Genomic DNA, 15,643 nt, shown 5'->3' with positions numbered 1-15,643 from the left:
GAGCTGTAGTGGTGGAAAATATAATTATAAATATATATAAATTAATGTTTTGTAGAAACTAAAGGAAAGGGGAAATAGAAGATGTTGAAATTACGAGGAAAATACAATGAAGCGAAAGTATATACTACGAATGTAGAAAAAATGGCAGCAGGTCAAATTATTGATCTTTGTAACCAAGAATTCGTAAAGGATAGCAAGATCCGTATTATGCCAGATACACATGCGGGCGCAGGTTGTACGATTGGGACAACAATGACAGTTCAAGATAAGATTGTTCCTAATTTAGTCGGGGTTAACTAATCGGCTCAGACTTTAAACTACTCACTCAATTGACTGGAAACCCTAACGATAAAAGACGAGGGCAATCAGCAGCCAGTGGTTATGGTGACATAATCGAATGGTTCAGAGACTTGCACCATGTTAGCAGACTAAGGTACAGAATTATTCCTCATCCATTTTGAGTTGAAGAGGAATAATTAATACGGTGAGCCTACAGTAGAGACTGCATATCTCGATGACTGTAGAGAAGGTATAGTCCACACTTTCAGGAAACTGGGAGGTAAGTACGATATTGGTTGTGGCATGGAGGTTGTTATAATTAATAAGAAAAAAGAGGAAATCAACTTCGATTACTTAGACGAAACGATACGTAAATTTGTCCCAAGTGGTTTTCGTATTCGAGATAAGGAACATAGATTTTCAAAAATGATTGATTTTGATAGTGTAAGAGCCCCGTTTACATTGCAACGTGCTCAAAAAAGTATTGGTACACTTGGCGGGGGCAATCATTTTGTCGAACTGAATGAGGATGATGAAGGAAATGTATACATTGTTATTCATAGTGGTTCGCGTAATTTAGGGAAACAAGTAGCAGAGTATTATCAAAACTTTGCTTACGAGCAACTTATAAACGTTAAATCTATTAAAGAAGAAATTATTGAGCGTTTAACGAAAGAAGGCAGACAACAAGAAATACATGAAGCTTTACGTGAAATTAAGAAACCGGTGATTCGTAAAGAATTAGCTTATTTAGAAGGACAAGGATTTAAAGATTACATGAATGATATGAAAATTGCACAAAAATATGCGGAGTTAAATCGTAAAGCAATGATTGATGAAATCGTCACTACAATGGATTGGAAAGTAACAGATCAATTCACTACAATCCATAACTACATCGATATGGACAATATGATTCTAAGAAAAGGTGCTATTTCAGCTCAGAAAGATGAACGAGTAATCATTCCAATCAATATGAGAGATGGTTCAATCATTGCATTTGGTAAAGGAAATCCAGATTGGAACTTTTCTGGCCCTCATGGAGCAGGGCGTATTATGAGTCGCAAGAAGGCGAAAGAAGTACTTAACTTAGAGGATTTTCAAAATACAATGACAGAGGTTTGGACTACATCTGTTGCAGAAAGTACTTTAGATGAAGCACCAATGGTATATAAGCCAATGGATGAAATTATTGAGAATACAAAAGAAACAATTGATATTAAACATATTATTAAGCCACTTTACAATTTTAAGGCTAATTAAAAGAGGAGTAACGTTTATTAAAGAAAGAGAACTTGAAAAGATAGCATATTTTGTGGCGGTTATATAACAGAGATTAAAAAGACAACATATTAAACTAAGAGATTCATCATATTCATTTACATTTATGTAATGTTAAAGACTAGAAAGCTAGATTGGCGCGAATTGCTAATTGTGGAGTGTGTAGAAAAGACAAAATCTCTTAAAAAACACTTAATTTTTTATTCCATTAATCTTTACAATCTCCCCTTATAATGTGAATTGGACAAGCACCTAAGAGAAAGCAGAATATGTCAGTTTGTACATTCTATTATTAGGGGGAGAATTTGTATGAAAAAGACAGTTGCTTCGTTAGCAGTTATGGCGGCATTATTACCGACATTTTCAGCACATGCGGAAGGGAAAGAGCAAGTTCGAAAATCAGCTACAACTTTTAATGTTATTAGTGACATTCAAGGTGATTTAGGAGATTTTGATCACGTATTAAAAGATATGAATAAAGTAACGCCACTTTCTAGAGCGCTTATTATGAATGGGGATATAACGCCGACTGGACAACAGTCACAATATGATGATGTAAAGCGTGTGTTAAATAAAAATAAGCATCCAGAAAATGTATGGTCTACTGTTGGGAATCATGAGTTTTATGCTGGTAAATGGACAGCAGATGGGAAACTCTCTCAAAGTACATGGCCAAATGGTGTAACTGAGGAAACTTTATTTAACCGCTATCTGAAATTTAGTGGACAAGAAAAGGTATATCATAAAAAAGAATTAGATGGCTATCCACTTTTATTTTTAGGAACTGAAAAATATATGAAATACCACGATTCAAAAATGTGGGATGAAGTATATATGAGTGATGAGCAATTAGGTTGGTTAAAACAAAATTTAGAAGAGTATAGTCAAAAAGATAAAAATAAACCAATCTTTATTTTCTCTCATCACGTTTTACCTGATACAGTATCTGGATCAAGACAATCACCATATTTACAAGATTATTTAAACGTGGATAAATTGTACGATATATTAAAAGACTATCCGCAGGTCGTTTTCTTTACGAGTCATACGCATTGGGATTTAAACTTACCGGACTGGGCTGGTAAAAAGAAAATTGCAGGCGGAGATAAAAAAGGATTTACTGTTGTAAATACGGGCGGGATTGAAACGGGCTGGATGTCAGCAGGACCAAATGGAGGAGAGAAAACTGCTCCAGATGGCTATTCATTTAAACAAGGGTTACAAGTGAAAGCATATGGTAACGATGTAATTGTGACAGCTTACGATTACAAACGTGATAAGGATATAAAGAAGTTATTAATTAGTGATTCAAAAATTGCGCAGATGGCACCAAATGTAACGGCAGATGATAGTGAAAATATAATTGTCGGTGCAACTGAATATATGGAGTATTCTATAGAAGGAACGAATGAGTGGCATACGTATAGTAAAGCAAATCCTCCGAAATTTGATGGAGATAAAGTCGTATACGTACGTCATAAAGGTGAAATGAATTTAGAGCCGGGATTAACGCAGTTACTTCGTTTTTCGGTAAATAAGTGATTGGAGGGAGTCTGCATTTGAATGTGTGGGCTCTTTTTTTGTTGATGAGAAAGGGGGTGCCTGTCTGTCGTTTTTTTGTCGATAGATCGATATATTAAGAAAATCGTTGATATATTGCAAGTTACGATAGATATATTTGAAAAATCGTTGATATATTGTAAGGAATGAACGATATATTTAAAAAATCGTTGATATAAATTTCATGTACCGTAATTAAGTTAAAATCATTAATACGGTTTTACTTATCAAAACGAAATTCTAATACATTTTTAACCGAGAAAGGTGACTTCACCATTTTTACGTGTAATAATAGTAACGTTACATATATTGTGAAAGAAGTACAAAAGGAGCGTTACAATGAATTTAGCTAAATTCCCGAGAAAAAAATATACAGAATCATATACACCAATTGAAAAGTTAAACAACTTTTCTGAAGCACTTGGTGGCCCGACTATTTATTTTAAACGAGATGATTTACTTGGTTTAACAGCTGGTGGCAATAAGACGAGAAAGTTAGAATTTTTAGTTGCGGATGCACAGGAAAATGGTGCAGATACGTTAATTACAGCTGGTGGTATTCAGTCAAATCATTGCCGCCTGACACTGGCAGCTGCGGTAAAAGAAAAAATGAAATGTATCCTTGTATTAGAGGAAGGGCTTGAGCCAGAAGAGAAGAGAGACTTTAACGGAAACTATTTCTTATATCACTTATTAGGTGCTGAAAATGTCATTGTTGTACCGAACGGAGCAGATCTTATGGAAGAAATGCATAAAGTAGCACAAGAAGTAAGTGAAAAAGGTAATACACCATATGTAATTCCAGTTGGTGGATCAAACCCTACGGGTGCTATGGGATACGTTGCTTGTGCGCAAGAAATTATGGCGCAATCATTTGAGCAAGGAATTGATTTCAGTTCAGTTGTTTGTGTAAGTGGTAGCGGCGGTATGCATGCTGGTTTAGTTACTGGTTTTTCTGGAACACAAAGCCATATTCCTGTAATCGGGATTAACGTAAGTAGAGGAAAAGCTGAGCAAGAAGAGAAAGTAGCAAAACTTGTAGATGAAACTTCAGCACATGTTGGTATTCCAAACTTTATCTCGCGCGACGCTGTTACGTGCTTTGATGAATATGTAGGACCAGGCTATGCGTTACCAACGCCGGAAATGGTAGAGGCAGTTCAGTTACTTGCGAAAACAGAAGGTATTTTACTTGATCCAGTGTATACAGGTAAGGCAGTAGCGGGATTAATCGACTTAATTAGAAAAGATAAATTTAATAAGGAAGACAATATTTTATTCGTACATTCAGGTGGTTCACCAGCTTTATATGCGAATACTTCTTTATTTGCGTAAGTGTAAAAAGCATTGGGTATCCAATGCTTTTTTGTTATATACTGGAATTGTCGAGAGGTGGGAGGATTATATGAACTCAAATTTAAAATGGATTATATATACGGTACTCGGCATTTCTATTCTATTAATCTTATTTGTGGCTTATGGGGTGTATTCGTATTTTATATTTTAAAAGCGTAATGGAAGTGAACCATAATGTAATGTATGTTATAGTTTGATATGTTAATTACTTACAATACTTTCTACAAGGAGAATACATAATGAGAGCAAAGAAACTAGTAACGTTAGCAGTTCCATTTATGCTGTTAGTCGGATGCGAGGTAGGAGATAAAGATTCTACTCATAAGACTGAGCAAACTAGTAAAGCAATAACGAAAACAGTAATTTCTGAACAACAGTATCCGTACTACATATGTGAGCAAGTGGTAGAGTTCCAATTTAAGAAGGATGAACTGTTACTAAACTTAGGAGAATCCTTAAAGGACAAAGAAAAAGCAAAAGCTGTTTTAAAAACATCAAACGAGATAGATAAAATTTTAGACAATATGGAACACATAAAAGTACCTGATACATACAAAGACATTCACAAATCCATACAAGAAGGGGTAACAGAGGCAAGAAAAGCAACGAAGTTAATTAAGGATGCTGGTAAAGAAGATAAACAGAAGATTCAAGAAGCTACAATGAAAGGTACTGAATTTTTATCAGGTGTAGACGGAGAGCATTGGAAAAAAGCAATTTATGAGTTATCACAGGAAAACAAAGATGCTTATAGTAAGGCACTTGATAAGAAAGTAAAGGAGCACTCAAAGTAAAACAGTAACTTGTAACAATACATATCCATCTAAAATTTCCGCGAATGCTATGCTAGGAAGTTAGGTGGGAGATTACTGTCCTTAAATGTGGCTGATTAAAGCTACAGCCACATTCTCCTGTTCTAATTAACTAAAAGAAGAACTTCCCCATCCCGATTAGACTACTGATCATTCCTATTCCACTCATGGTACCTTTTCCTGCTGTAAGTAAGTTTCCAAGCATTCCTAGCTGACCGTAACCTCCGTTATTCCCCCATCCCATGGGACTTATCTGTCCTCCCCATCCTGGAGAGTTTCCGAAAATACCCCCGTTATTGGTATTGAATTTAAAAGCCTTAGCTGGCGGCGATAGTAAAGCTGCGAGATGACCTTGTGCGAACATCCCTGTATGATTGAATGGTTGCGCCCAGGGGAAGGGAGGTTTTTGAAAATTAAAACCTGCATGACCTGGTAATGGAGTCCAATTAGCAGGGTGACCTTGTGGTAGTATCTCTGCATAATTAATTGGCTGCTGCCCCCAAGAGAAGGGAGGAGGTTGGGGATTGAACCCCGTATAATTGGCTGATGAATCCCAACTAACTGGATAGACTCGGTAACTCCAATTCTCAGGAAGCTTCAAATCATTCATTACCTCAGATGTAGTTATTTCGGGCTGTGAATATAATGAAATTTGGTTAGTATATTGTTGCCCATTTCCCTTTGAATTCAAATACCAATATTGGTCCATACGCTTATTCTCCTCACTTTAAAAATGTAATGTTAGACTTAGCCTATGTAATATTCCTTTTTATGGATGGTTACATAACTAGATCTACAAGCCTGTATTTAAAGGAATGGGTGCGTAGTCTTTTTGATTTTTCTCGCTGCCTGTAAAATTCCCATTGATGTAAAGTTTCACTTTATTTTAGAAGGGGATTTTCAGTTGCTTCTTTTTTGTATTTCAGCCTAATTTAAATTCCGTTAACAAACATTTTTATAAAGGTTTAATCAACAAAAAGATTTTAAAATGGTATGTTGAGCAAGTGGAATTGCTAAAAAGAGAATATCCATTCGAAGAGTTTGGCAAAATACTGTAAGGGTAATGTTTTCTTGTGCAAATATGTAAACGATTTAAACGAATCAATGAAATTTATAATGAAGGGGCAATTAAATATATGAGTGAAACATTACATAAAAGAAAACCACCATATGTAATGCTTGTAATCCTTTTTATTGGGGCATTTGTTTCATTTCTAAATAACTCCCTTTTAAACGTAGCCTTGCCATCAATAATGAAAGATTTAAACATTCAAGATTATTCAACGATCCAGTGGCTTTCTACAGGGTATATGCTTGTAAGTGGTATATTAATTCCGGCCTCAGCATTTTTAATAACGCGTTTCTCGAATAGGAGCCTATTTATTACATCTATGGTGATTTTTATTCTTGGTACTGCCTTAGCGGCTGTAGCACCTAACTTTGGTTTATTACTTACTGGTCGGATGGTTCAAGCGGCAGGCTCTTCAGTTATGGGACCTTTGTTAATGAATATTATGCTAGTAAGCTTTCCAAGAGAAAAAAGGGGAACAGCAATGGGGATTTTTGGACTAGTTATGATTACAGCTCCAGCAATTGGGCCGACACTATCAGGTTATATTGTAGAGTATTATGACTGGCGTTTGCTTTTTGAAATGATTTTACCGTTAGCAATCATTAGCTTACTGTTAGGGATTTGGAAATCTGAGAATGTCATGAAACAAAACAAAAATGCAAAACTTGATTATCTCTCATTACTATTATCTTCTGTCGGTTTTGGCGGTTTGTTATATGGATTCAGTTCTGCAAGCTCCGATGGTTGGACAAATAAAGTTGTCTTAACAACCTTAATCATAGGCGCAATTGCCCTAATTGCTTTCATTATTCGTCAATTAAAAATGGATGAGCCGTTATTGGATTTACGTGTTTACAAGTACCCAATGTTTGCACTTGCGTCTGTAATTGCAATTGTCAACGCGGTGGCCATGTTTTCGGGTATGATTTTAACACCAGCTTATGTACAAAACGTCCGTGGCATTTCTCCGCTGAGCTCTGGACTGATGATGCTTCCAGGTGCGGTTATAATGGGGATTATGTCACCAATTACAGGTAAACTATTTGATAAATATGGTCCTCGGATTCTTGGCATAGTGGGGCTTTCCATTACAGCTGTTTCAACTTATATGTTGGCAAGTCTGCAAATTGACTCTAGTCACACACATATTATTCTTATCTACACACTGCGGATGTTTGGGATGGCGATGGTTATGATGCCACTTATGACAAATGGTCTTAATCAATTGCCAACTCGCTTAAACCCGCACGGTACAGCTGTTAATAATACGGCTCAACAAGTGTCCGGTTCGATTGGTACTGCTATTCTTGTTACGATTATGAACTCTGTAACAAAAACAAAAGCTGAAAGTTTAATGTCTCATATAGATCCAACAACCTTTACAGAAACTACGAAGGCAATAGTAACTCAGAAGGCTTTATTATCTGGAATTCAATATTCGTTTTATGTAGCGCTTGGCATGAATGTTGTTGCACTACTATTAGTTTTTTTCGTTAAACGTGTAGATACAAGTGCGGAAGCTGTCGAGAAGCTAAATCGGTAGAGAAAAATAAAACGCTTGATAATGATTCCTACAAGTTTTTTGCTGCTAAGGCGCCGGTATTTAAAGCTGGAAAAGAACTAAAAGAAGCAGGGAAATAATTATATAGTAAAAGAGGACCTGATGTTCATATCAGGTCCTCTTTCATTAGTAACACGGTATACTTGCTTATCGTATTGGTTTAACTAAACTACTGATTTTTCGAATACTACAATCTTAAGCTCGTCAACTTCTCTATTTTTGGGGTGTTTTAGAAGAAAATGAATCAAAATAATCGTTTTTATAAACAAATACAAGAGATGAGATCCGTTTGCAATTTCTCATAAACATTACAAGTTTAGATTATCTTTTAACACCAACATTAAAAGGCTCCAACTATATTTATTCGCTTCATTTTAATTTAGTATTTTTCTACAAGTTATAAATCTAATTGCCAAGCTTATACGTAATATCATAATCATGAATAGTTAGGGAAAAGATAAAATAAGGTAATCAATTACATATCTTTATCCCAGGCGATTAGTTGCTATTTCCTCTTTATTAAATGGGATATGTTATTTCATGCTTTTTTGAAAGGGTGTTTTAAATGGAAAAAAAAGTATCTGCCATTCCTCAGCCGAAAACATATGGACCGCTGGGTAATCTCCCATTAATCGATAAAGATAAACCGACCCTATCCTTTATCAAGATAGCGGAAGAGTATGGTCCCATTTTTCAAATTCAAACTTTAAGTGATACCATTATTGTCGTTTCCGGACATGAACTGGTAGCAGAAGTCTGTGACGAAACACGGTTCGATAAAAGTATAGAGGGTGCTTTAGCAAAAGTTCGCGCCTTTGCTGGAGACGGATTATTTACAAGCGAGACTCACGAGCCTAACTGGAAAAAAGCTCATAATATTTTGATGCCTACATTTAGCCAACGGGCAATGAAAGATTACCATGCTATGATGGTTGATATTGCTGTACAACTCGTTCAAAAATGGGCACGGCTTAATCCGAATGAAAACGTGGATGTTCCGGAGGATATGACTCGTCTTACGTTAGATACAATTGGTCTATGTGGTTTTAATTACCGATTTAATAGCTTTTATCGTGAGACCCCTCATCCTTTTATTACTAGCATGACCCGTGCTCTAGATGAGGCGATGCACCAATTGCAGCGGCTGGATATAGAAGACAAACTTATGTGGAGAACGAAACGTCAATTTCAGCATGATATCCAATCTATGTTTTCTTTAGTAGATAATATTATTGCTGAACGTAAAAGTAGTGGAGATCAGGAAGAAAATGATTTACTTTCCCGTATGTTAAATGTGTCAGATCCGGAAACTGGTGAAAAATTAGATGATGAAAACATTCGTTTCCAAATTATCACTTTTTTAATAGCTGGGCATGAGACAACAAGTGGATTGTTATCTTTTGCAATTTACTTTTTATTAAAGAATCCGGATAAATTGAAAAAAGCCTATGAAGAAGTAGACCGTGTTTTGACAGATCCTACTCCAACATACCAACAAGTTATGAAACTGAAGTATATACGGATGATTTTAAATGAATCACTGCGTCTATGGCCTACCGCTCCAGCATTCAGTCTCTATGCAAAAGAAGATACAGTGATTGGCGGGAAATACCCAATTAAGAAAGGAGAAGATCGTATTTCTGTTCTTATTCCACAGCTACATAGGGATAAAGATGCATGGGGAGACAACGTGGAAGAATTCCAACCTGAACGATTTGAAGAGCTGGATAAGGTTCCTCATCATGCTTATAAGCCATTTGGAAATGGCCAGAGAGCATGTATCGGTATGCAATTTGCACTTCATGAAGCCACTCTTGTAATGGGAATGCTTCTTCAACATTTTGAATTAATCGATTATCAAAACTATCAGCTGGACGTAAAACAAACATTAACGCTAAAGCCCGGTGATTTTAAGATTAGGATTCTACCCCGAAAACAAACTATTAGCCATCCTACTGCTCTTCCACCTACAGAGGACAAGCTGAAAAACCATGAAATTAAGCAACACGTCCAGAAGACACCTTCTATTATTGGGGCCGATAATCTTTCGCTTCTTGTTCTGTATGGCTCGGATACAGGGGTAGCAGAAGGTATTGCAAGAGAATTAGCGGATACAGCTAGTTTAGAAGGGGTTCAAACGGAAGTGGTAGCTCTTAACGATCGAATTGGAAGTTTGCCAAAAGAAGGAGCGGTACTTATTGTGACTTCTTCTTATAATGGAAAACCACCAAGTAATGCAGGGCAGTTTGTGCAATGGTTGGAGGAACTAAAACCGGATGAGCTAAAAGGTGTTCAATACGCAGTTTTTGGTTGTGGAGATCATAATTGGGCTAGTACCTATCAACGGATTCCAAGATACATTGATGAGCAGATGGCTCAAAAAGGAGCAACAAGATTTTCTAAACGCGGAGAAGCAGATGCAAGTGGTGATTTCGAGGAACAGCTTGAGCAATGGAAACAAAGTATGTGGTCTGATGCAATGAAGGCATTTGGATTGGAGCTCAACAAAAATATGGAAAAAGAGCGCAGTACTTTGAGTTTGCAATTTGTCAGTCGTCTTGGAGGATCTCCTCTTGCACGAACATATGAAGCAGTTTATGCATCTATACTAGAAAATCGTGAACTCCAATCATCCAGTAGTGATAGAAGTACACGACATATCGAGGTATCCTTGCCAGAAGGCGCTACATATAAAGAAGGAGACCACCTTGGAGTGTTGCCAGTTAATAGCGAGAAAAATATCAACCGAATTTTAAAACGTTTTGGATTAAATGGGAAGGATCAAGTTATACTGAGTGCAAGTGGACGAAGTATAAATCACATACCTTTAGACAGTCCTGTTAGTTTATTGGACCTTCTTAGTTATAGTGTTGAAGTTCAAGAAGCAGCCACTCGAGCACAAATACGAGAAATGGTAACATTCACAGCATGTCCTCCTCATAAAAAAGAATTGGAAGCATTATTAGAAGAAGGAGTTTACCATGAACAAATACTAAAGAAACGGATTTCAATGTTGGACCTTCTTGAAAAGTATGAGGCTTGTGAAATCCGATTTGAACGCTTTTTAGAACTTCTTCCTGCGCTCAAACCGCGTTACTATTCTATTTCAAGCTCTCCACTCGTTGCACAGAATCGTCTGAGCATTACGGTCGGTGTTGTTAATGCGCCTGCATGGAGTGGGGAAGGGACATATGAAGGAGTCGCTTCTAATTACTTAGCTCAGCGTCATAATAAAGATGAGATTATCTGTTTCATTCGAACGCCACAATCAAACTTTGAATTACCTAAAGATCCAGAAACACCAATTATTATGGTTGGGCCAGGTACTGGAATTGCACCATTCCGTGGATTCTTGCAAGCGCGTCGTGTTCAAAAGCAAAAAGGTATTAACTTAGGAGAAGCACATCTATATTTTGGTTGTCGTCATCCTGAAAAAGATTATCTTTATCGTACAGAACTAGAAAATGATGAAAGAGATGGATTAATCTCTTTACACACAGCTTTTTCTCGTCTAGAGGGACATCCAAAAACATATGTACAGCATTTAATAAAACAAGATAGAATCAATTTAATTTCGTTATTAGATAATGGAGCTCATCTTTATATATGTGGTGATGGAAGTAAAATGGCTCCGGATGTAGAAGATACCCTTTGTCAAGCATATCAAGAAATTCATGAAGTCAGTGAACAAGAAGCAAGAAATTGGTTGGATCGTGTGCAAGATGAAGGGCGATATGGAAAAGATGTTTGGGCTGGTATATGACTGTTTCTTAATTAGATACATATTAACTAATGAACTTCTTTCGAATAAATTTCACTTTATTAGTATAGTGTATTTAGATGAATAGTGATTAACCGGACTATTTAGTATCTACTAAATAAAAAACAGGACCTGATATGCATCTATCAGGTCCTGTTTCACATAGACATTATACATCGATATTTTCCACGCATTATCAATGTTTGTAATGTAGTTAGCCTTTTGAGTCAGCTATAAAATCAGATATTATTTTTTCAATATCGAAAGGAGTAATCCCTTTATCCAAAGAAAAAATGCTTTCTGCTTCTTCGATGTCTTGAACGAGTTCACCTCTAGCTTCAATATGTAATCGGAACAAGTCATATAAATTCGGTTTAACTAAATTAGTTAAAGCCTTCCCAACTAGTATCATACCTTTTTGATTAGCCTCGATGGTATTATCATAAGTTAGATCTCTCGTAAGAGACAAATCTGTCCAAATCAATTTTCGTTCCTTTAAGTCTAAAATAACTGGAATAGAGATTTGGGTGTCGGCAGTAATATCCACTTTATCTTGAACAGTAGAAGGTTCAAATATTTCACCTGAACCAGGATATTGACGAACCATCCAACCAGTAAAGCATTCTGGTAAATCTTTATACGGTTGGTCTGTGTAAGAAAGCAAAGTCATTACTACATAGCGTGCACCATATTTCAGCACAGACGGAATATCGAAATCAATGAATTCAGATGCCCCCTTTGGTGCAGAAGTAATATCTCCGCTATGGTAGGCTTTGAAATTTTTTGAACGTAAGTTCGTGAAGGATACATGTTCTTTGTATTGCCAATCTTCGTCGTACATTGCAGCAGATAAATCAATGTCAACACGTCCTGTATGTTGTCCATTCACATAGCCTTCTTTCCACCATAGGAAAAAACGAATCGTATCTCCTTCTGGCAAATCTACTTTACTTCCTCGAGATAATGTGCGAAGCGCTTTGCTGGCTGAACGTTGAGAGAAGGGAACTAAGTGATTTTTTAACTGTTCATCCAAAAATACTTTTCCGAGACTTGGAAGTTCTGCGAAGCGATTTTTTAAAGTATCTTCACACATTTTTACAATCATTAAACAAATATCCTCTGAGATAAATGGAAGTGTATTTTCAATACCTATAGCTTTTGCTACATTTCCCTTTGGAAAAAAGGTACGAAATTCATTTTTATCATTTCGATGCTTAAAATGAGCCGTGAGTTGAAGTAATACAGGAGTAGAAACGTTTCCTATTATACTTAGAAAATCTTCGAGAATATTGAAAACATCTGTTGACTTATCACTACATAAACGGATTAAATGATCCAAGCGTCTGGCAAATTCCCCTGGGCGAGTTTTTAAAAGATTTTTCGCTGTCATGATATCACGATTCAACAAAGCTGCTTCTATTTTCCCATTAAATGTTTCAACTTTAATGTTGTTGCGAAGAATCTCAAATGCTCGGTGGGTTTTTGGGAAACGAGTATGATATTCTGCTGGATGAAGAATTTCACCTAAACGAATCCAACGTTTTTTGTATCGAAGCATATCTTCGGTAATGTTTCCGCATTGCTCTAACAAACCTAAAAGGAAGCGTCTTTCTGCTCGGTTAAACTTCTTGAATCGGACGGAGGATGCTAAACTCACATCGCCTTCAGATAAAGCAACTGCAAGGCGAAGAACATCAGTTGCTGTTTTAAAATACTTTGCAGCAGCATCGGCTGATATTTTTCTGTTTATTAATAAAACCCCAATTATAAAAGACATATTTTCCTTATGAGGAATTACATTAGGTAGAAAACAGGAAACATCTTCAGTGTGTGTAATAGCCCATTCTACATCCGTCTTATCAGTTGAGGAAATAGAGCTGTTTGCACTAATCAATTGAGAAATCATTTGATTGAAATCTTCTTCACTTCCTAAGTCAATAACTTTCAAATCAACTCTATCTAAAAGAGGGAGTCGTTCTTCTACTTTTGATACAGGTAGGCGCAACGCCACATAATGAATAATGGCATTAATGTATAAATCAGCGTCACTTAAATCCATCATTTGTTGCGGAAAGTTTGGATACATAGGAGTAAACTGAATATGTGCTCCAACCATTTCTTTTAAATGTTTTACCAACTCTTTGTAAAACGATGTGAATGCATCAACCGAAAGGGTTTGCAACTCTTCTATTAAAGGCTCGGAAAAAGTAAATCCTAAACTTTCCAAGTTTTTTAAAACAGTGGCTAAATAAATGTTCGGTAGTTTATTTTCTTCTCTTTTTATAATTACTTTCAAACTTCTTCTTATGTAAATAGAATTTTTCATGAGAACGCCAGCTATTCACGCCTTATAAAAGAGGGGAATAGTCTGACTGTCCTCCTTTCAGTGGTAGATTTTTATTTTTATATGTATAAACACACTAATTGTAGAAAAATGCACAGAGGGTACATAGCTATTTTTTAGTGAAAAATTAGGGGTATAACATTTAGTTGTTAAGTGGTAATTTGTTAATTAAGAAAAGAAAACCTCTACATCAATGGTTGATAAACTAAAGTTTATTCAATCCTAAAGAAGAAAGAGGTTTTATAGTCTAATTATTTTTCATAGGGAATTGACAACTCTAAAACAATTTGAAATTTCTACAAAGAAGGAAGAATTGTCATAGCCTATGTGTTTAGCAGGAAAGTAACATCCCTATTTCGCCAAAGAAGTTAGAAGGAAGGAACGTCATAGCCTGCTTTATTAGTATATTCTCTTGCGAAGAGCAATTCAAGTATACTGTCTGATTTTTTATATTTTTCTTAAAGGGGAATTTTCATGATTATCCCGCATTAACGGGCAGCCAGATTGGTGAGGGTGATTAAAGTTTCACTTTATAAATAGGGAGACCATCACATGCCCTTTTTATAATACTATTACGGGAGGATTTTTATTTTTGATATATTATACCATTTATTTAATGGTATAATATGGTATGCGTTCTGTGGAATGGAGTTGAATGAGTATTATAAATACAAAAGGTAAAATTAAAAAAACAAAAAGAAAAGTATTAATAACTATACTTACTATGTTAGTAATTATAATTGGATTTGGATATTGGAAACTTTTTAGTTTGCAAGGTGTTCCAAAAGGGGAATTAATTCGAACAGTGAAATCTCCAGATGGAAAATATCTCATTAAGACTTATTTTCATAATGCAGGATCATTAAGTGCGGATGCTGTTAGGGGTGAATTAGTTAACCTTGATACAGATTCAGAGAAAAATATATATTGGAACTATCCAGATACGGATCCATATATCCAATGGGTAAATAAGAATATTGTTAGAATTGGAGATCAAACTTTAGATATTTCACAGAAAGAAACCTATGATTGGCGTGATGATGATAAGCACGTTAAAGAAATGCCTAAACAATTTATTAGATAAAACAAGAAAAATTAAATTTATTCAATTTTATTTGTTTAACCATAGATAGGATTATATGAGTGAAAAGTCCCTTTAGATCTTCTAAATGGACTTTTTTTAGGTTTCTAGATACGACTACTGATAAATTGATGTTATATTAAGAAGTCTCGCTACATCGTCATCAAGCTTTGAAACCGATGGTTCCCCAAAACGAAAAAACGAGCTAACTTCTCATAGTTAACTGTGGAGAGATAATAATTTTGTTTTGTGAGTCCTTCAAAATATTGAAAAAATGGAGATGGTGTTATTTGTTGTTTAAGTTGATGACTCTAAGATACCAGTTTAATTGACCTGATAGCGATGTATCCGTACTCCTAAAAAATTCACCTTTGGCATCAGGGAAATTAAATAGGGTGATAATTATTATAAGTGGATTAGGTTTCTTGTGTATAATGATAATAAAGTTATTGAATTTTGATTATTAAAAGCTAAGAGCCTTACTACATTCTACGTAGCAAGGCTCTTTAAAGTTGTTTCAAATTACATCCATCTGTT

At 35.7% G+C, this 15,643-nt stretch carries 10 protein-coding genes; 8 read left to right on the top strand and 2 right to left on the bottom strand.

What is annotated here, in order from left to right:
* Positions 1–81: 81 nt before the first annotated feature.
* From ABWK52_RS09240 to ABWK52_RS09220, 5 genes are all read left to right on the top strand, one after another.
* Entirely contained in the window at positions 82–300 is a 219-nt protein-coding gene (locus ABWK52_RS09240) for an RtcB family protein (RefSeq protein WP_061654911.1), read from the top strand.
* A 282-nt stretch (positions 301–582) separates the two neighbouring features.
* Entirely contained in the window at positions 583–1,542 is a 960-nt protein-coding gene (locus ABWK52_RS09235; protein ID WP_016111591.1) for an RNA-splicing ligase RtcB, read from the top strand.
* Positions 1,543–1,869: 327 nt separating this feature from the next.
* Positions 1,870–3,102, top strand: a complete 1,233-nt coding sequence (locus ABWK52_RS09230) for a DUF4073 domain-containing protein (protein WP_061654910.1) — start codon at positions 1,870–1,872, stop codon at positions 3,100–3,102.
* 357 nt (positions 3,103–3,459) lie between these two features.
* The gene (locus ABWK52_RS09225; protein ID WP_001046619.1) at positions 3,460–4,455 is read left to right on the top strand and encodes a D-cysteine desulfhydrase; all 996 of its coding nucleotides are present in this window, start codon (positions 3,460–3,462) and stop codon (positions 4,453–4,455) included.
* Positions 4,456–4,715: 260 nt separating this feature from the next.
* Positions 4,716–5,270, top strand: a complete 555-nt coding sequence (locus tag ABWK52_RS09220; protein WP_001201801.1) for a hypothetical protein — start codon at positions 4,716–4,718, stop codon at positions 5,268–5,270.
* 130 nt (positions 5,271–5,400) lie between these two features.
* Here the strand turns inward: ABWK52_RS09220 and ABWK52_RS09215 are convergent, their stop codons facing one another.
* Positions 5,401–5,997 (bottom strand): hypothetical protein, encoded by a 597-nt coding sequence (locus tag ABWK52_RS09215; protein ID WP_065703681.1) that lies wholly within the window; start codon positions 5,995–5,997, stop codon positions 5,401–5,403.
* Positions 5,998–6,424: 427 nt separating this feature from the next.
* On the opposite strand from ABWK52_RS09215, the gene ABWK52_RS09210 reads away from it, so the two are divergent.
* Together ABWK52_RS09210 and cypD are read left to right on the top strand one after the other, a co-directional pair.
* The gene (locus ABWK52_RS09210) at positions 6,425–7,903 is read left to right on the top strand and encodes a DHA2 family efflux MFS transporter permease subunit (RefSeq protein ID WP_000005138.1); all 1,479 of its coding nucleotides are present in this window, start codon (positions 6,425–6,427) and stop codon (positions 7,901–7,903) included.
* Positions 7,904–8,486: 583 nt separating this feature from the next.
* Positions 8,487–11,684, top strand: a complete 3,198-nt coding sequence (gene cypD, locus ABWK52_RS09205) for a bifunctional P-450/NADPH--P450 reductase (protein ID WP_000412774.1) — start codon at positions 8,487–8,489, stop codon at positions 11,682–11,684.
* A gap of 211 nt (positions 11,685–11,895) precedes the next feature.
* Here cypD and ABWK52_RS09200 read toward each other — a convergent pair whose 3' ends face one another.
* Positions 11,896–14,007, bottom strand: coding sequence for a TerD family protein (locus ABWK52_RS09200; RefSeq protein ID WP_061654909.1), 2,112 nt, complete (start codon positions 14,005–14,007; stop codon positions 11,896–11,898).
* A gap of 673 nt (positions 14,008–14,680) precedes the next feature.
* On the opposite strand from ABWK52_RS09200, the gene ABWK52_RS09195 reads away from it, so the two are divergent.
* Positions 14,681–15,109 (top strand): DUF5412 domain-containing protein, encoded by a 429-nt coding sequence (locus ABWK52_RS09195; RefSeq protein ID WP_353771920.1) that lies wholly within the window; start codon positions 14,681–14,683, stop codon positions 15,107–15,109.
* Positions 15,110–15,643: the final 534 nt, after the last annotated feature.

Source organism: Bacillus sp. AP50 (assembly GCF_040492675.1).
In the GTDB taxonomy this organism is placed as follows: Bacteria; Bacillota; Bacilli; order Bacillales; family Bacillaceae_G; genus Bacillus_A; species Bacillus_A cereus.
Note: the sequence above shows the minus strand (reverse complement) of the source record. Positions and strands in the feature narration are given on the sequence as shown.